The sequence below is a fragment of the Chitinophagaceae bacterium genome, from assembly GCA_016713085.1.
Taxonomy (GTDB): Bacteria; Bacteroidota; Bacteroidia; order Chitinophagales; family Chitinophagaceae; genus Lacibacter.
Map to the genome: position 1 here is coordinate 1,636,913 of JADJPV010000001.1, position 17,903 is coordinate 1,654,815.

Here is a 17,903-nt window from a genome sequence, read left to right on the forward strand (position 1 = left end):
CCGTCTGTTAAAATTCCCGGCAGACAGATCAAATTTCTTTTTTCATACACACACTGTTGTCAATACCGGCATATTGTCCGTAGTTGGGAATGATGTTATACGGTGCTGCGGCTGCACAAACATCCGTTTGATTTCAACAACAGCTGTTTCATAATCTTTGAATGCACCACAACCAATTGCTTCATCATTCTCATATGCCACAATCACGTGACGGATGTGGTTGGTTTTGTTGAACTGTGCATAGAACGCATGATCATCACCATCACGGATGGCAAGATCCCTGTCGAGCAGTGCAACAAGTTTTGTGAAATCAGGGTTATCTGAATTGGTTCTGATGAGGTTGATCATGTATGAAGTTTCTGAAATAGAAAGATAACAAAAAGAATAAAGCCCACGGGGTTTTCAAGTCTCAGCAGTAACAATAAATCGCTTTACAAAATTCCGGAGAGTTGTATAAAACAGTGAAATGATGCTAAAATTGTATCACTAGTTAAAATTGGCTGAAACAGCCTGTTAGTAGAAGGTTTCATGATACAATTTTATCATTTTCTATTCAAATTGCTTAAAAAGTATCATGTAGAAATAAAAGGAATTAATTTACATGTTACAAACGAAAGCGAAATAAGTACATATGAAAAAGAAACTGTTTTTTATCATCAGTTTGATCCTGATATTGACCGGATGTTCAAAAAAACCAGACCCCACTCCAACGCCAACACCGCCACCTGTTATACCTCCGGCAACAGATACATTTACCAAGCTTACTGCAAAGAAGTATATGGTTGATTCAAATGCAACCAAAGAAACCATTGCATTGTTTTATAATTTAAAAATATTATCGAAGACAGGTTTTGCCGTTGGACAGCAGGATGCATTTTCAGGATTCTATAATAATGCAGGCGGCATGTCTGATATAAAAAAGACAACAGGAAACGATCCTGCTTTATTAGGATCAGATTTTATGTTTATAACGGATAAAAGCAACGATGGCCAGGCAAGCAACTGGTTTTATCAGCAGGAAGTAAGCATCATCAACAATGTAAAGAAGGCATACGGACTGGGCATGATCAATATTTTTTGCTGGCACCTGCGTGAACCTTACAATGAAAATTCATTTTATGTAAGTGATATGACAGCTGCTGAGAAAGCAAATGCATTCAAAAGTATTTTACCCGGAGGAGCAAATCACAACTGGTATAAACTGAAATTAGATAAAGTGGCTTCTGTGTTTAATAATCTGAAAGGAACCAGCGGAGAATTAATTCCTGTCATCTTCCGTCCTTTTCATGAATTTGATGGAAGCTGGTTCTGGTGGGGAGCAAGTTTTTGTACAGAAGAAGAATTTAAAACAGCCTTTAAATTTACGGTTGAATATTTAAGAGATACCAAAGGAGTGCGTAATGTATTGTATTCATTCGGGCCGGATAACAGTTACGACACACAGGCAAAATATTTAAGCCGTTATCCCGGTGATGCTTATGTTGATGTACTGGGAATTGATAATTACGGGGATCTGCGCAATGGTGCCGGACAGGCTGGTGCAACACTCGCCAACACCAAAATGAAAGTGGTTTCTGATTTAGCGAAAACAAAAGTAAAAATTGCTGCCATGACAGAAACCGGTTACCAGGTTACACCAACAACAGCACCGGTAACAGGATGGTTTTCGAATTACTTATATTCTGCTTTAACTGATAATGGAACTGAAGTTGCGTTTGTAATGTTCTGGAACAACGGAGGAACCGGTTATTATACGCCGCCACCATCGGGCACAAATGTTACCGACTTTATTGACTTTACCAATAAGCCCAAAGCGTTGTTACAAAACGAAATACCGAAGATGTATGTGATGCCGAATTAATAAGAGGAGTGATTAAAACCTCCGGGGTTTTTGAAGACTCTGAGTTTTTTATCAGGCAGGTATATAAAACCCCGGAGGTTTTTTGTAATATTCGGAATGCCTGATTATCAAACACTGTTACATCCCGATCATTATTATCACATGTTTAATCATGCTGTAGGAAATGAAAATCTTTTCCGCAATGATGAAAACTATTCCTTCTTTTTAAGAAAAGTAAAAGAATACCTTACTCCCGTAACTGATATTTTCAGTTACAATCTGTTACCCAATCATTATCATCTCTTTTTGAAAGTAAAGACAGAAGATGAGTTAATAATTGCATACAAATCGATCTATCCGGTTAAACATAAAGAACTGACAAATGAAGAAATGCCAGCGTTTGTATTACAGCAAGTCAGTAATTTTCAGAATTCTTATTCAAAATCTTTTAATAAAGTATTTGGCCGAAAAGGAAGATTATTCCTTGAATCAGTGAAACGAAGTGAGATTGTTACGGAGGAGTATTATTCCAAAATAGTTCATTATGTGCATGCCAATGCTGTTCATCACGGTTTTTGTAAACGGATTGAAGATTGGCCGCATTCCTCCTATCACGCATTAATCAGTAATGCTCCAACATTATTGAAGCGGACCGAACTGCTTAATTGGTTTGGTGGAGCGGAAGCCTTTATTCGATTTCATAAACAACCAGTTGAACTAAAATTAAAGGAAGAGTAAAAACCTCCGGGGTTTTTCCAGAGTTTCCGATTATAAGCAGGCAGGTTTATAAAACCCCGGAGGTTTATATAACTTTTGCTTTAAATTGCATCAGCGAAAAACATTCACCCGCTCTTTTCTTACAATTAAAACCTTAAGCTATGGCACTCTTGATTATTCTTGGCGTAATCGCTTTACTTTTATTATGGATCGTTGGCATGTACAACGGAATGGTAAAAGCAAAAATAAAAATTGATAATGCCTGGAGCGATATCAGCGTTTTCCTCAAAAAGCGTTTCGATCTTATTCCCAACCTTGTTAATACAGTAAAAGGATATGCAGCACATGAAAGCCAGACGCTGGAAAAAGTAGTGCAGGCACGCAATGCAGCAGTATCAGTAGCTCCCGGCGATGTGGCAGGCATGGCTGCAGCTAATCAGCAACTGGGTGGAGCTTTAAGAGGATTGCTGGCAATTGCAGAAAGTTATCCTGATCTGAAAGCAAATGCACAGTTGCTCGAACTGCAAACTGCATTGCAGAATATTGAAGGCGACTTGGGTAATTCACGCCGTTATTATAATGCGACGGTAAGGGATTTCAATACATCCATTCAGCAGTTCCCCGGTGTACTGGTTGCCAATGTTTTTTCTTTTAAAGCACGTGAATTCTTTGAACTGGAAAACAAAGAAGAAGCCAAAAACGTGGAAGTAAAGTTTTAAATAACAAGCTGTGAAAAAAATAGTCCTTTCACTGCTGTTATCATTTTGTGCTGCACTGTATGTACATGCACAGGGTGGTTACACCATTCAGCAGTATCATGTGGATGTGACCGTTAACAAAGATGCATCGCTCGATATTACCGAAACCATCCAGGTAAATTTTACTGAAAGCCGTCATGGTATTATACGAATGATTCCTTATAAATATGCACTGGCTCCTTTACCAGCTGGTACGCAAAAAGCAGAACGGCAGCTTGAATCAAACGGCTACGCACAAATTTTCATTGAAAATATCGGGGTAAGGGATCAGCAGTTTACAGTACGGAACAGCGGAAATTATAAAGAAATAAAAATCGGTTCAAAAGACATCTATGTTGATGGAGTGCAGCAATACATCATTCATTACCGGATGTTGAATGCTATCAATTTCTTTAAAGATCATTCTGAACTGTACCTGAATATTATCGGTGATCAGTGGGATACCAGCATTGACTCTGCCAGTTTTTCCATTCAACTGTATAATGCGTTACCGGCAACACCATCTTATTTTGTGGCAACAGGTGCAACAGGTTCGCAGGAAAATAATTCTGTTTCTGCATGGACAGGCAATCAAACTTTTTCTGGTAGTACAACTGTTCCATTGCAGGCCAACCAGGGATTAACTGTTGGCATTGCTTTTCCTGATCAGTTTTTGACGAAACAAAATTATATGCTGCGTGATATGCCATGGCTGTTTTTGCCTGTGCTTGTTTTTTTCCTGATGTTCCGGATCTGGAGAAGAAGAGGTAAGGATGAAAGTCTTACCATCACTACACAATATTATCCACCCGATAATATCAGTCCCAGTGTTGCAGGATATGTAATTGATAATGCATTGAACAGAAGAGACCTCACTGCACTGATCCCTTATTGGGGTGCCGGAGGATATTTACAGGTAAAGGAAACAGAAAAGAAATCGCTGCTGGGATTAATCAAAACTTCTGAATACGAGTTCATCAAATTAAAAGAACTTCCGGCAACTGCTCTCACTTTTGAACGCACACTGTTCAATGGAATTTTTGCCAGCGGCAGTACAGTTGCACTCGACAGTTTGAAAGATGTACTGTACAAAACCATGAACAAAGCAAAAACAGAACTGGAAGGCGAAGTGGACAGGGATGCATACTATGTAAAATACTCAAGAGGTCTTGTTTATTTATTTTTGATTCTGGGCCTGGCATCGTTGGGGATTGGCATTTTTCAGTTTCTCACTAACTGGGGAAATCCGTATTGGTTTCCCGTTGCATTAATCATCAGCGGTATAATCATTGCAGGTTTTGGAATTTTTATGGTGAAGAAAACAGCTAAAGGAAATGAACTGTACCAGCAGCTGGCAGGCTTTAAAGAATTCATCCAAAAGGTAGACAAGGACCGGCTGGTACTTTTCTTAAAAGAAGACGAACATTATTTTGACAAAGTATTACCCTTTGCCATTGTATTTAATATGGCCGATACCTGGAAAGATAAACTGCAGGGCCTTGATGTACCGCCACCCAACTGGTACGTGGGCAATTATAACGGGTTTAACACGTACATGTTCTTAAACAGTCTCGATCATTCCATGAATGAAATGTCGAAAAGCTTTTACAGTCAACCAGGCAGCAGCGGCAGCAGTGGTGGAAGCTTTGGTGGTGGTGGAGGTTTTTCCGGTGGTGGATTTGGAGGAGGAGGAGGAGGAAGTTGGTAAAAGACAAAGAGTATCTGATTCTGAGAAGGTTTTTCTTTATTCACTCGTCTCCGAAAGGGGGAATCATGTATTAATAAAAGAGATCCTTGTTGTTTCAAGGATCTCTTTTATTAAAGCAGAATAAAATTAATTATGAAGTATAATTTTTGCACCCAGGGCCGGAGTACCACCAACAATGCCATTTGCAAAAACAGTATAAATCTTTCCTGCCTGCAACGTGATATTGTTAAGTGTTAAAACAGAAGTTGATGTTCCTGCAACACGTACATCAAATTTGTATGTACCGGCATCAACAGGAGCAAAAGCCTGATTAGAAGTTGCTGAAGACTGAGTTTCAAATGTTCTGTTTACGAATACAGGTATAAATGTTTCTCCACTTAAAACACCTACTGTAACTGCCGGGGCTCCCGGACTTAAATGAAAAAAGCGGATATGCGCCTTACCTGAAGCCGGTGTGGCTAGATTGTCTTCTACCAGGATAGCACTAATAGAAGCTAAGCGGTTGAAAGCGAACAGTGAGTAATTCTTGTCTTTGGAAAAAGGAATATCCGCATTGATTACTGTTGTACTTGTACCCGCTGCATTCACTTTTATATTCCTTGTTCCCGCAGTTACAGTTAAATAACCGGTATAGTTGGGGAATGTAAGCGGCGATGAATTCACTTTTAAATTGTCTACTAAAAGATCAACACCGGGAGCATCAGGTGAAGCATGTACAACATTCACATTTGACGTGTCTTTCACTTTGTCTTTTTTACAGGAAATAAGTACTGTTGAAAATAGCAGCACCAAAGCTGCTGAAAGGAGAAAAGAAGTTTGTTTCATAAATTTTTGTTTAGCCTTATAAAACAGTCTTTTAAACAAAATGTTCTTTTAATCTTTCTCTTAATGGAATTTTAACAGACGTTTATTTTTTAAAGCAAATTGTTACAAAAGGTTAATCAGAAAATGAACAAAATTGTTTGCTTTAATGGAAGTATTTAGGGGTTCTGGATTCTCAGGCGATGTCTCCGCCCTGGATTTTGTTTTTTTGGCAGCAGTACTCCCGTTAATGATAGATTAGTTTCCAGAAAGCAAAACCTCCGGGGTTTTTCACAGCCTCTGATATGAGCAAACAGATTTATAAAGCCCAGGTGGTTTTTGCAACTCATTATTTTTCACTTCTGTTTAATTCCCAATTATCTGTTCTGAATGGATTTACCGGCAAGCCTTCTTTGCTGAAGAGGTTCGGCATAGCCGTGCTGCTGTAACCAAAACGTACTGCAACAGGCTGCTTTACCATTTTACTGAAAACAACCAGCCGGTTATTTTCAATCGTTGAAGAAGCAGGATAAAAAACTTTATCAACTCCGGCAATGTATAATTCTGTAATGACTTTTTCTTTTACAGTTAACCCGGTTGGCGCATTTGCAAAGCTGATAATAATGTTCTCCTTTTTTATTTCCGTGCTTTGAAAAACCGGGTTCTTATAAGTAATGCCGGTTTGATGATAGGTTTCTGCCAGTGCCCAAGCTGCAAGCCGGTAGCCAACATCATGTTTATTTTTTGGATGAATGTCTTTGATATTATCAACAAGATCTGTTATTACAACCATACCAACGTTGGGAACTGCCATTGCTTTGGTTTGCTGCTCACGTACAATAGCAGAAGTAAACTTATTATCGTAAGCGAACGGAGCTATCTGAACATAATAAAACGGAAAGTCTTTCTTCCATGCTTTTCGCCACGAACCAATTAATGCAGTTAAAAGTTTTGCATATGAATCGGGTGCCGCAGTGTTACTTTCTCCCTGGTACCAGAGAGCGCCTGCAATCGTATAATTTGTAACCGGAGCAATCATGGCGTTAAACGAAGCGCCGGGTGTATATGGCCACCAGTCGAATGGCTGTAGTTTTGCAGCGGCCTCTTTTAATACTGCATCATTTGTAACAGCAGTTTCTTCTGCCCACACTTCTGCCGGTGTACCACCCCAGTTGGCACTGATTAAACCAACAGGAACATTTAAGCTGCTGTTGATTTTTTTTCCAAAGAAGTAGCCAACCGCACTAAAGCTTTTCAATGTGTTTGAATCGCAGCTCACCCAGCTGCCATCGCAATTATCCTGTGGATATATTGAAGTTGACTTTGGAACTGAAAAGAAACGGATATTGCTGTTGCTGCATGTTGATAATTCTTCTTTAACATCGGGTAAGCCCCAGTTATAATTCATTTCCATGTTCGACTGACCGGAGCAAATCCATACTTCACCAATCAGTACGTTATTTAATAAAATTGTATTCCTTCCTTTTAATGTAATTGTATAAGGTCCGCCGGCTTTGGGTGTTTGTATACTCATTTCCCACTTTGCTCCTCTTGAAGCTATTGCAGAATCTGTTTGATTATTCCATGATGTTGTTACAAAAATTTTTTCAGCAGGATCGGCCCAACCCCAGATTTTTACAGTTGCTTTTTGCTGAAGTACCATATTGCTGCTTACAAGATTGGGCAAACGGATATCGGCATTTACAGTTAAAAGAGAATGGGCAAAGAACGCAATAGCAAGAATCTTTTTCATGTTTGTCCGGAGTTAATATTGAAGAAGCCTAAGGTAGGAATTGTTCTGATGTTGAAAGGGAAATTCTCAGCATTCTCTGCTCAGGATTTGTGTTGATGACAGAAGGATTGGCCGTTGAAAGCACTCAGCCTTCATATTGCCAAACCGATTTAGCTGTTTTTATTTCTCTCATCAACTTTCCCAGGTTATATGGTCTAAGTCACCCGTTACAGTTGTGTTAACAACTAAAAGCTGGTTACACGGTTCTCCGTCAATTTCTATTGAATAGTCAAAAACACCATAATAGTTTGCACCAAATTTTCCGTCTGGATAAAGTCCAACTCTAATCAATTTAAGTTTATCAAGAAGCTGATGCTTGGGTGATCTTTGTTTGTCATTGTAGTCTATGATGTTGGATAGTTCTTCTTCGTCTAATTCATCAACATAGAAATTTATGTAGTCTGCCGTTTCTCCTTCTTCCATAAAATCCTTGTCAATAGCTGATTTATTCTGTATTTCAAAGTTGCCAATGTTGTCAAGGAAGGCTTTAATATTTTTTGCTTGCTCTTCGCCTATTTGTTTGTTTTCAAAATTTAAATCAAGCCATAGAATACTTCCTTTCCATTCAGTTTTAACAGAATAACACCCCTCTGACTGAGTTAAGTCAATTTGCCCAAAATACGGCAATTCAATGTTTGTCATTTCTTGTCTTTTATTTTTTGGCGTCGGTGAAAATCACAGCTAACGCATTCATCTGCCTTACTCTTCTTTTCACACCGGTTTTTTTGAATAAACCTATGTTAGTAATTGTTCTGTTGTTGAAAGTAAGATTCTCAGGCGAGTCTCTGCTCTGGATTTGTGTTGTTGGCAGCAGGACTCGCAGGCGAAGATACCTATCTGACACTGCGCCTAAGAACGTTTTTGTTTATTCATTCATCAGCGAAAGAAAATCAAGCTCCCCTTTTGTTATTGACTTTGAATATTGTCTTGATTTGTTTTCTTTATCAATGAAACTGATAACAGCGCCATCAGTTCCTTTAGTATATAAAAGCCCAAATGAACCTTGCCTGACTGATATATTAGCAAGATAAGAAGAAGGAGTCAATTGCCACCCACTCTCATTATTATTAAACCATTCGATAAGTTTTGAATATTTGTGTGAATTAACCTTAATATCAGTCTGAGTTACTTTTGTTAAATCTGTTATTTTATCTGTAGAGTTAAGGGTTAGAATAAACGATGAATTTTTATCAATGTAATTGTTGATATTAATTTTCGAGCTACAACTTGCCAACATACAAGTCATTGCGACTAATAAAACGAAATTAATTTGCTTTGTCAATATGAAAAGGCGATTGATAACATGAGAGGTAAATCATACAAAACAATCATCCTAATAATCCACCACCTGCTCTTCAATCAGCTGCGGCAATTCTCTCCACTCATATTGCTGGTTACGCAACTGCGGTTCAAAGCCTGCTTCTTTAATAGCTTCCTGGATGGATTTGTAGGTAAAGCGATGTGGAGCACCGGCAGCACTCACTACATTTTCTTCCAACATGATACTTCCAAAATCATTGGCACCGCCATGCAAACAAAGCTGTGCAGTTTCTTTACCAACTGTTAGCCAGCTGGCCTGTATATTTTTTACGTTAGGTAACATGATGCGGCTGATAGCGATCATACGCACATATTCATCGGCAGTAGTTAAATTATGTACACCACGGATCTTTGCAAGTAAGGTATCTGCATCCTGGAAGGTCCATGGAATAAAGGCTAAAAAATCCTTTTGCTTCTGCAGGCTTTTGACTCTGCACGTCACGGATCTTCACCAAATGTTCAAAACGTTCACGGATGGTTTCCACATGACCAAACATCATGGTTGCTGATGTAGTAATGTTGAGCATATGTGCTTCATGCATAATATCAAGCCATTCCTGTGCGCCGCATTTTCCTTTGCTGATCAAGCGGCGTACACGGTCAATCAGTATTTCAGCACCAGCACCGGGTAATGAATCCATCCCTGCGTCTTTCAATGCAGTAAGCACTTCTTTATGTGTGCTTTTTGCAAGCTTCGTAATATGTGCTACTTCGGGTGGCCCGAGTGTGTGTAATTTAATGTTGGGATAAAGTGACTTCAACTGTTTGAACAGGGTTGTATAAAATTCAAGTCCCAGTTCAGGATGATGACCACCCTGCAACAGCAACTGATCGCCGCCCCATTTAATGGTTTGATCGATCTTTACTTTATAGGTTTCAATATCGGTGATATAAGCTTCTGCATGTCCGGGTATACGGAAGAAGTTGCAGAACTTACAATTGGCAATACATACATTGGTGGTATTCACATTCCGGTCGATCTGCCAGGTAACTTTTCGGTGAGGCACCTGCTGTTTGCGTAATTCATCAGCCACATACATTAACTCAGTGAGCGGTGCATGTTCAAAAAGATACATACCTTCTTCAATGGTTAAGAATTCAAAGTTGGATGCCTTTTTATAAAGTTCGTTCAGATTCATTTTGATCGTTTTCAGGAAAGAAAATTGTTGCCACGAACCTGCCTGGCGGCAGACAGGGGCACAAAGACAGAAAGACTGAAGTAACAATGGTTCCCTTTAGAGCCTTTGAATCTTTGTGGCCACAAAAGTACAGCCAGATTCTGTAAGTACAGCGAAGCGTTTATCCTATTTCTCTTGTCTAACTCATAACTTTAATTAATATTGAACCGTGAAGCTGCTTAAAACGATATGCCTGCTCCTGATCTGCTCCAGAATGAGTGCACAGGAAAGAGACTTTCCCCCGGCTAAACTGCTCACCAGCTTTAAGTTTGAGCAGTTAACAGGAGGCATTGTTATACTGAGGGCAACACTTGATCATTTCCCCGACACACTCAATTTTATATTAGATACCGGAAGCGGCGGAATTTCGCTTGATACACTTACTGCACTCTATTATAAGTTACCCATTGAAAACAGCGATCGTACCGTTCGTGGAATTGGCGGCGTAAAACCACTTCAGTATTATAAAGGAGGCACTTTGCATTTTAAAGGGCTGGATGTTGAAAAGCTCGACTTTCATATTAACGATTATGAAATTTTGAGTGAAGTATATGGTTTACGGGTTGATGGAATTATCGGCTTCTCTTTACTAAGAAGGTTTATTGTTGCCCTTGATTATGATACCCAGATGATTTCTATTTACACACCCGGTAAATATAAGTATCCCAGAAATGGAACATATCTGGAACCCAAATTTGCCTCTATTCCCATTACACAACACCATGTATCTGATGAAAAAAATTACTTACTGAATTTTTATTTTGATACCGGTGCAGGGATGTGTTTGCTTTTTACGGATCGGTTTATGGAGGATAGTGTACTGATCAGCAAAAAAAGAAAAATAGTAAGCACACAGGTAGAAGGGCTGATGGGTAAGATAGGCATGCGGCTTTCAACGGTGAAACGGGTAAAAATAGGTCCATATAAATTTAACAGAGTACCGATTCATATTTATGATGATTCGATGAATGTGCTGGCTTACCCTGATATTTCCGGTTTAATTGGAAGTGATTTACTGCGGAGGTTTAACCTGGTGATCAATTACCCCGAGCGGATTATTCACCTTTCGCCCAATACGCATTTAAAAGATCCGTTTGATTATTCTTATACCGGGATGAGTTATTATTTTATTGATGGTAAAGTAACCATCACAGAAGTACAACAGGGATCGCCTGCTGAAAAGGCGGGGTTTTTACCCGGCGATGTAATTTTTGGAGTTGGAGAATAATTTTACAAATAATATTCAGCAATACAAAGCCCTGATGCAAACAGCAGGAGAAAAATTAAGAATATTGATCTTCCGCAACACTCAACCCCGGCTGATTGAGTTAAAAGTGGGCAGTATTTTGAAGTAATACCCTTCAGCAAATCTTTTTTACCGAATTTTACAGTCGTTTTCTAAAACTTACAAAAGAGACATGATCAATTTTGAACGCTTTGTTCTTTCGAACGGATTAAAAGTACTGGTACATAAAGATATGGCTACACCCATGGCAGTAGTAAATGTGCTGTATGATGTGGGTGCAAGGGATGAGGATGAAAACCGCACAGGCTTTGCTCATTTATTTGAACACCTCATGTTTGGCGGATCAATTAATATTCCTGATTACGATGAACCGCTGCAGCAGGCAGGTGGCGAAAACAATGCGTATACCACCAACGATCTTACCAATTATTACTGTCAGCTCCCTGCTGAAAATATTGAAACAGCATTTTGGTTAGAAAGTGACCGCATGCTGAGTCTTGCTTTTGATGAAAAAAGTTTAGATGTGCAGCGCAAAGTGGTGAGTGAAGAATTTAAAGAACATTATCTCAACAAACCTTATGGCGATGTATGGAATAAGATACGGGAGATGGCGTATAAAAAACATCCGTATAAATGGATGACGATAGGTAAAGAATTAAAACATATTGAAGAAGCACAGCTGCAGGATGTAAAAAACTTTTTCTTTAAACACTACACTCCTTCCAATGCTATTTTAGTTGTTGCAGGAAATGTGGATACAGAAAATGTAATGCGTTTGGCAGAGAAATGGTTTGGTCCAATTCCGGCTGGCGAAAAGTATGTACGTCAGTTACCACAGGAGCCTAGGCAAACAGAAGCACGAAGACTGGAAATTACAGCGGATGTTCCGCTGGATGCTTTTTATAAAGTATGGCATATGGCATCAAGACTCGAACGTGGATATTATGTTACAGATTTGATCACAGATATTTTAGGCGGAGGTGCCAGCAGCCGTTTGTTTCAATCGCTGGTGAAAGAAAAGAAACTCTTCAGCAGTATTGATTGTTCTCATTTCGGAAGTACAGATACGGGTTTACTGAGTATTGAAGGAAAATTAGTGAAGGGCGTAAAGATCGAAGAAGCAGAAAAAGCAGTGAATGAAGAAGTGGAAAAAATGAAAACACAACTGGTGGATGAAAAAGAACTGCAAAAAGTGATCAACAAAACAGAGAGCACTATTTTATTTGAAGATATGAGTGTGATGAGCCGTGCCAACAGTCTTGCCTATTATGAACTGCTGGGCGATGCACAACTGATGAACGATGAATTACAGAAATATGAAAGCGTAACAGCACAGGAACTGATGGATGAAAGCATCCGCATCTTTGATGAGCGAAACAGCAATACATTGTATTATTTAGCCAAGAATTAATGACATGAGTGTACTCACAGAACAATTAAACAGAACAACAGCACCTTTATATAAAGACGCAACAGAGTTTGACTTAAAACTCAAACCTTACGAAAAATATATACTGGATAACGGGGTGGAAGTTTATGCAGTAAATGCAGGAACGCAGGAAGTGATGAGCCTGGAGCTGGTTTTCAAAGCCGGTAACTGGTACGAACAGCAGAACAATGTTGCAGCTGCCACCAACTTTCTGATCAAGAACGGCACAAAGAATAAAAACGCATTTGAACTGACGGAACATTTTGATTACTATGGTTCGCACCTGAGCCGTGGCTGTTACAATGAAACCTCAACCATTATTCTGCATTGTATCGACAGGCATTTTACCAAACACTTACCGGTGATTGCTGAAATGATCACTGATTCCATTTATCCGCAGCATGAACTTGATATCTACAAACAAAACATGCAGCAGCGCTTAACTGTGAGTTTGAAGAAATGTGATTTTGTTGCAACACGTTTGATTGAAGAATATTTATTTGGCCGCAATCATCCTTATGGTGTGTACAGTAACAAAGAAGATTATGATGCATTGCAGCAACAGCAGTTGCAGGATTATTATAAACAGTATTATACCAATGGCCACTGTACCATTTTTGCAGCAGGTTTACTGCCTGCTGATTTTATACAGCATTTGAATGCAACAATTGGTCAGCTGCCACTGAATCAAAAAGAAATACCAACTATTGTTCACCCGGTAACGCCGGCTGATGAAAAGAAATACCGTATTGCCAATGATGTAAACGGTGTGCAGGGTGCTATCCGAATTGCAAGGGAATTTCCCAACCGCCATCATCCCGATTTTCAACCCGTGCAGGTATTGAACTCATTGTTCGGTGGATTTTTTGGTTCAAGGCTTATGAGTAATATCCGTGAAGACAAAGGATATACCTACGGCATTCACAGTTATATTCTCAATCATATTTCAACAACTGCATGGATGGTGAGCACTGAAGCCGGGAAAGAAGTTTGCGAGGCAACCATTAAAGAAGTGTACCATGAAATGGAAGACCTGCGCAATGAACTGGTGGATGCCGAAGAACTGCAACTGGTGAAGAATTATCTTATCGGTACCGTTCTTGGTGACCTGGACGGTCCCTTCCATATTATTGGCCGCTGGAAAAATTTAATTTTAAATGGGCTGGATGAGAACTATTTTTATTCATCCGTTGATACCATTAAACATATTACAGCAAAGCAGGTACAGGAACTGGCAAATAAATATTTACAACCGGAAGATTTTTATGAATTAGTGGTGGTTTAAGAGTTCAACACAGAGGAGTGGAGGTACAGAGGAGCACAGAGAGATAAGGAGTTAAAAAGAGAAAACACTTATATGTCTTTGGCGGAGTATAGTAAAATTACTGAGCAGGTAATTAAGTGTGCAATAGAAGTACACAAGGAACTCGGCCCTGGATTAATGGAATCGGTTTATGAAGTTTGCCTTATGAAGCTGTTGAGAGAGGAAGGTCTTCATGTAAAAAGGCAGGTAGCTGTTCCGGTTCATTTTAAAGGCGAAAGACTTGATAAAGAATTTATCATTGATATACTTGTTGAAGACAAAGTAGTTCTTGAATTGAAATCACTGGAATTTATATTACCGGTTCATGAGGCACAGTTGGTTACTTATCTTAAACTGGCTGATAAACGGATCGGATTGTTGATCAACTTTAATGTTGTCTTATTGAAAGATGGCATCAGAAGAAGAATAAACGGTAACCCGGATCTGGAATAACCTCTGTGTTACTCCATTTCTCTAAAACTCTGTGTTTAAAAATGAAGTTTATTTTAAAAGTCCTTATAACAGCCGTCAATGCTTTTGTACTGGCGTATTTATTACCCGGCATCAGCATCAATCATTTCTTTACAGCCATTGCGGTTGCATTTGTGCTGGCACTGCTTGACGCAATTGTAAAACCTATTCTCGTTCTGTTTACATTACCAGCCACTATTTTCACATTGGGGCTGTTCCTGTTTGTGATCAATGCCTGTATTATTTTACTGGATGCTTATTTTGTAAAAGGCTTTGTGGTAGATGGCTTCTGGTATGCACTGCTCTTCAGCATTTGTCTGTCCATCATCAATTCATTCGTACACAAAATGGTATTGAAAGAAGAGGATAAGAATAAAGCAAACTGATCTTATTGCAGCAAAACCTTCTTTACAAACCGCTGGGTACGGTTTTCAATTACACACTGGTAAATTCCTTTGGGCAGGCCATTAAGTGAAACGGAAATGGATTCAATTCCTTCATCAATCATTACTGCTTTCATTACTGCACCATTGGTATTAATGATCTTTAATGCAGAGCGGAAAGCTGTTTTTGGAAAAGACAGTTGCAGCTCAGTTCCTCTTTGTTTGATCTTTAATTCTTCAGAAGTATAAGATTTAACAGATGCTGAAGGTTCACTCTTTACTGTTTGTGCAAATACAGTTGCAGGCATTTGCCAGCAAAGGATTGCAAGGAATAAAAGAAATTCCTTTTTTAATTGACTTGAAAGCAGAACTTTGTTTCTCACCGAATGTAGTTTATAAAAAATGCTGTTTGATCGCAAAAACCTTACCAATTCTGAACTGACCGGTATTTATCAATCATTGCTCTATCCCAGATTAATCGAAGAAAAGATGCTTTTATTGCTTCGCCAGGGAAAAATTAGCAAATGGTTTAGTGGAATTGGACAGGAAGCAATTGCCGTGGGAGCCACGCTGGCACTGCAACAGGACGAATGGATCATGCCTCTTCACCGCAACCTTGGTGTGTTCACCACCCGTAATATGCCGCTGCATAAATTATTTATGCAATGGCAGGGAAATAAGGAAGGATACAGTAAAGGAAGGGAGCGCAGTTTTCATTTCGGCAGCCGTGAACATCATGTTTGCGGAATGATTTCACATCTTGGTCCGCAGATGGCTATTGCCGATGGTGTAGCATTAGCATACAAACTCAGGGAAGAAAAGAAGGTGTCACTTGCTTTTACAGGTGAGGGCGGAACAAGCGAAGGTGATTTTCATGAAGCATTGAATGTGGCAGCAGTATGGGATTTGCCCGTAATCTTTATCATTGAAAATAACGGGTATGGATTAAGTACTCCCACCAATGAACAATATAAATGCGAAAGCCTGATTGAACGAGCAAGAGGATATGGAATAGAGGGAATCAAGATTGATGGCAACAATATTCTTTCTGTACTGGACACCATTAAAGGTGTTCGTGATTTTTGTATTGAATACCAGAAGCCTTATTTAATTGAATGTACAACCTTCCGCATGCGTGGACATGAAGAGGCAAGCGGTACGAAATATGTTCCCAAACATTTATTTGAGATTTGGGAGAAAAAAGATCCCATTAAAAATTTTGAAACTTACCTGTTGAGTGAAGCGGTATTAACAGAAACGGGAATTGAAGCAATCAGAACTGAATTAAAACAGAAGATTGAAGCTGAATTGCAATTGGCCAATACTGCAAAACCAATGGTTGTTGATACGGAGGAAGAACTGGAAGATGTGTTTGCTGAGCCTTCAGTAGTGAATCGTCAGTCGACAGTCAGAGTGATTGATAATTCGGCAATCTCTCACGCTTCACGCCTCACGCTTCACGATAAACGTTTTGTCGATGCAATCAAAGAAGGCCTTCATCAATCCATGCAAAAACATCCCAACCTTATTTTAATGGGTCAGGATATTGCAGAGTATGGTGGTGCATTCAAGATCACCGAAGGATTTGTTGAAGAGTTTGGAAAAGACAGAGTAAGAAATACACCTATTTGTGAAAGTGCAATAGTTGGCGCAGCATTAGGGTTGAGTTTAGAAGGATACAAAGGTTTGATGGAAATGCAGTTTGCCGATTTTGCAACGGTTGGCTTTAACCAGATCGTTAATAACCTGGCAAAGATTCATTACCGTTGGGGGCAGCATGCTGATGTTGTGATCCGTATGCCAACAGGTGGCGGTGTTGGTGCCGGGCCGTTTCATTCACAAAGCAATGAAGCATGGTTTACAAAAGTTCCGGGATTGAAAGTTGTTTATCCATCTTCACCAATGGATGCAAAAGGCTTGCTGATTGCTGCCATCAATGATCCTAACCCGGTTTTATATTTTGAACATAAAGCATTGTACCGTTCTGTAAGTGGAGATGTACCAGAAGAATATTATGAAATTGAAATCGGCAAAGCCCGTCATGTAAGAAGCGGTGATGAGGTCTCGATTATTACTTATGGCGCAGGAGTACATTGGGCTGAAGATTATGCATCTGAATATCCGGAAATCTCCATTGATATTTTAGATTTAAGAACACTTGCTCCATTGGATTATCATGCTATCCGTGAAGCAGTAAAAAGAACGGGAAGAGTATTGCTGCTGCATGAAGACACATTGATTGGCGGCATTGGCGGAGAAATAGCTGCCTGGATCGGCGAACATTGCTTCTCCCTGCTTGATGCACCGGTGATGCGTTGCGGAAGTTTGGAAACCCCTATTCCTTTCAATATAGAACTGGAACAGAATTTTATGGGGAAAGCAAGACTGGGTGAGTATGTGGAGAAGCTGATGAAATATTAATGTGATGAAATAGAATACCATCCGCAGGGTAGCAAATCTTTTTCTATCTGAACTACTTTGCAGTGAATTATATTCAGTGCGTATGAAAAAATTATTTATTCTATTCCTGTTTGCAGCTGTTTGTTTTATTCAGTCCAATGCGCAAACCTTAAAACCATTTGAAGGTAGCAATGGTTTGTATGGTTATAAAGATGATAATGGAAAAGTTGTTATTGCTCCTAAGTATGTAACTGCTACTTATTTTTTTGAAGGAGTAGACAAAGCATGGGTGTACCTTGATTCAAAATTTGCACTGATCAGTAAAAAAGAAGAAATGATCATTCCTTTTAAGTACAGCTATGTTAATTTTTTTCAGGAAGGAATGGCGGTAGTTGCTGTTGATACAAAATTTATGGAAGCAGGTGGTAAGTACGGCTATGTTGATAAAAACGGAAAAGAAGTAATTCCGCTGATATATGAATATGCAGAAGAATTTACCAATGGGAAAGCCAAAGTAAAAAAAGATGGCAAAGAATTCTTTATTGATAAAACAGGAAAGCGGTTGAATTAGACAGATA

General features: G+C 39.2%; 15 protein-coding genes and 3 pseudogenes. 11 read left to right on the top strand and 7 right to left on the bottom strand.

Going from position 1 to position 17,903, the window contains the following annotated elements; translation table 11 throughout:
* Positions 1-28 precede the first annotated feature (28 nt).
* A pseudogene (locus IPK31_07995) lies at positions 29-348 on the bottom strand (GNAT family N-acetyltransferase).
* Positions 349-631: 283 nt separating this feature from the next.
* On the opposite strand from IPK31_07995, the gene IPK31_08000 reads away from it, so the two are divergent.
* From IPK31_08000 to IPK31_08015, 4 genes are all read left to right on the top strand, one after another.
* A complete protein-coding gene (locus tag IPK31_08000; protein MBK8087879.1) occupies positions 632-1,861 on the top strand; it encodes a beta-mannosidase in 1,230 nt (409 codons plus the stop codon).
* A 96-nt stretch (positions 1,862-1,957) separates the two neighbouring features.
* Positions 1,958-2,578: a hypothetical protein gene (locus IPK31_08005; GenBank protein MBK8087880.1), complete on the top strand. Its 621-nt coding sequence runs from the start codon at positions 1,958-1,960 to the stop codon at positions 2,576-2,578.
* 140 nt (positions 2,579-2,718) lie between these two features.
* A complete protein-coding gene (locus tag IPK31_08010) occupies positions 2,719-3,276 on the top strand; it encodes a LemA family protein (protein MBK8087881.1) in 558 nt (185 codons plus the stop codon).
* Between the two features lie 10 nt (positions 3,277-3,286).
* Positions 3,287-5,002 (top strand): DUF2207 domain-containing protein, encoded by a 1,716-nt coding sequence (locus IPK31_08015; protein MBK8087882.1) that lies wholly within the window; start codon positions 3,287-3,289, stop codon positions 5,000-5,002.
* A 126-nt stretch (positions 5,003-5,128) separates the two neighbouring features.
* Here IPK31_08015 and IPK31_08020 read toward each other — a convergent pair whose 3' ends face one another.
* From IPK31_08020 to mqnC, 5 genes and pseudogenes are all read right to left on the bottom strand, one after another.
* On the bottom strand, positions 5,129-5,827 hold the full coding sequence (locus tag IPK31_08020) for a DUF4397 domain-containing protein (GenBank protein MBK8087883.1): 699 nt from the start codon (positions 5,825-5,827) through the stop codon (positions 5,129-5,131).
* Positions 5,828-6,152: 325 nt separating this feature from the next.
* Complete coding sequence (locus tag IPK31_08025) at positions 6,153-7,556, bottom strand: sialate O-acetylesterase (protein ID MBK8087884.1); 1,404 nt, start codon at positions 7,554-7,556, stop codon at positions 6,153-6,155.
* A 171-nt stretch (positions 7,557-7,727) separates the two neighbouring features.
* Positions 7,728-8,237 carry a DUF2004 domain-containing protein gene (locus tag IPK31_08030; protein ID MBK8087885.1) on the bottom strand — a complete coding sequence of 170 codons (510 nt, stop codon included), beginning with the start codon at positions 8,235-8,237 and terminating at the stop codon, positions 7,728-7,730.
* Between the two features lie 223 nt (positions 8,238-8,460).
* A complete protein-coding gene (locus tag IPK31_08035) occupies positions 8,461-8,832 on the bottom strand; it encodes a hypothetical protein (protein MBK8087886.1) in 372 nt (123 codons plus the stop codon).
* A 96-nt stretch (positions 8,833-8,928) separates the two neighbouring features.
* A pseudogene (gene mqnC / locus IPK31_08040) lies at positions 8,929-10,054 on the bottom strand (dehypoxanthine futalosine cyclase).
* Positions 10,055-10,307: 253 nt separating this feature from the next.
* Between mqnC and IPK31_08045 the strand changes: the two are divergent.
* The 5 genes and pseudogenes from IPK31_08045 (at position 10,308) to IPK31_08065 (ending at position 14,928) form a co-directional block, all read left to right on the top strand.
* Positions 10,308-11,448, top strand: a pseudogene (locus IPK31_08045) (aspartyl protease family protein).
* 63 nt (positions 11,449-11,511) lie between these two features.
* Positions 11,512-12,750 carry an insulinase family protein gene (locus tag IPK31_08050; protein MBK8087887.1) on the top strand — a complete coding sequence of 413 codons (1,239 nt, stop codon included), beginning with the start codon at positions 11,512-11,514 and terminating at the stop codon, positions 12,748-12,750.
* 4 nt (positions 12,751-12,754) lie between these two features.
* Positions 12,755-14,053 (top strand): insulinase family protein, encoded by a 1,299-nt coding sequence (locus IPK31_08055; protein ID MBK8087888.1) that lies wholly within the window; start codon positions 12,755-12,757, stop codon positions 14,051-14,053.
* Between the two features lie 72 nt (positions 14,054-14,125).
* Positions 14,126-14,524, top strand: coding sequence for a GxxExxY protein (locus tag IPK31_08060; protein MBK8087889.1), 399 nt, complete (start codon positions 14,126-14,128; stop codon positions 14,522-14,524).
* Positions 14,525-14,565: 41 nt separating this feature from the next.
* Entirely contained in the window at positions 14,566-14,928 is a 363-nt protein-coding gene (locus tag IPK31_08065) for a phage holin family protein (GenBank protein ID MBK8087890.1), read from the top strand.
* Between the two features lie 2 nt (positions 14,929-14,930).
* Here the strand turns inward: IPK31_08065 and IPK31_08070 are convergent, their stop codons facing one another.
* Positions 14,931-15,308 carry a T9SS type A sorting domain-containing protein gene (locus IPK31_08070; GenBank protein MBK8087891.1) on the bottom strand — a complete coding sequence of 126 codons (378 nt, stop codon included), beginning with the start codon at positions 15,306-15,308 and terminating at the stop codon, positions 14,931-14,933.
* A 19-nt stretch (positions 15,309-15,327) separates the two neighbouring features.
* Here IPK31_08070 and IPK31_08075 point away from each other — a divergent pair, with 19 nt between their 5' ends.
* Positions 15,328-17,346: a dehydrogenase E1 component subunit alpha/beta gene (locus IPK31_08075; protein ID MBK8087892.1), complete on the top strand. Its 2,019-nt coding sequence runs from the start codon at positions 15,328-15,330 to the stop codon at positions 17,344-17,346.
* Between the two features lie 82 nt (positions 17,347-17,428).
* On the top strand, positions 17,429-17,896 hold the full coding sequence (locus IPK31_08080) for a WG repeat-containing protein (GenBank protein ID MBK8087893.1): 468 nt from the start codon (positions 17,429-17,431) through the stop codon (positions 17,894-17,896).
* The last annotated feature ends 7 nt before the right edge of the window (positions 17,897-17,903 follow it).

Bases quoted from the DNA above. Each gene is read 5' to 3' on its own strand.
- IPK31_08000 (MBK8087879.1), top strand. From the start codon at position 632: ATGAAAAAGAAACTGTTTTTTATCATCAGTTTGATCCTGATATTGACC.
- IPK31_08005 (MBK8087880.1), top strand. From the start codon at position 1,958: ATGCCTGATTATCAAACACTGTTACATCCCGATCATTATTATCACATG.
- IPK31_08010 (MBK8087881.1), top strand. From the start codon at position 2,719: ATGGCACTCTTGATTATTCTTGGCGTAATCGCTTTACTTTTATTATGG.
- IPK31_08020 (MBK8087883.1), bottom strand. From the start codon at position 5,827: ATGAAACAAACTTCTTTTCTCCTTTCAGCAGCTTTGGTGCTGCTATTT.
- IPK31_08025 (MBK8087884.1), bottom strand. From the start codon at position 7,556: ATGAAAAAGATTCTTGCTATTGCGTTCTTTGCCCATTCTCTTTTAACT.
- IPK31_08030 (MBK8087885.1), bottom strand. From the start codon at position 8,237: ATGACAAACATTGAATTGCCGTATTTTGGGCAAATTGACTTAACTCAG.
- IPK31_08035 (MBK8087886.1), bottom strand. From the start codon at position 8,832: ATGTTGGCAAGTTGTAGCTCGAAAATTAATATCAACAATTACATTGAT.
- IPK31_08050 (MBK8087887.1), top strand. From the start codon at position 11,512: ATGATCAATTTTGAACGCTTTGTTCTTTCGAACGGATTAAAAGTACTG.
- IPK31_08055 (MBK8087888.1), top strand. From the start codon at position 12,755: ATGAGTGTACTCACAGAACAATTAAACAGAACAACAGCACCTTTATAT.
- IPK31_08060 (MBK8087889.1), top strand. From the start codon at position 14,126: ATGTCTTTGGCGGAGTATAGTAAAATTACTGAGCAGGTAATTAAGTGT.
- IPK31_08065 (MBK8087890.1), top strand. From the start codon at position 14,566: ATGAAGTTTATTTTAAAAGTCCTTATAACAGCCGTCAATGCTTTTGTA.
- IPK31_08075 (MBK8087892.1), top strand. From the start codon at position 15,328: ATGCTGTTTGATCGCAAAAACCTTACCAATTCTGAACTGACCGGTATT.
- IPK31_08080 (MBK8087893.1), top strand. From the start codon at position 17,429: ATGAAAAAATTATTTATTCTATTCCTGTTTGCAGCTGTTTGTTTTATT.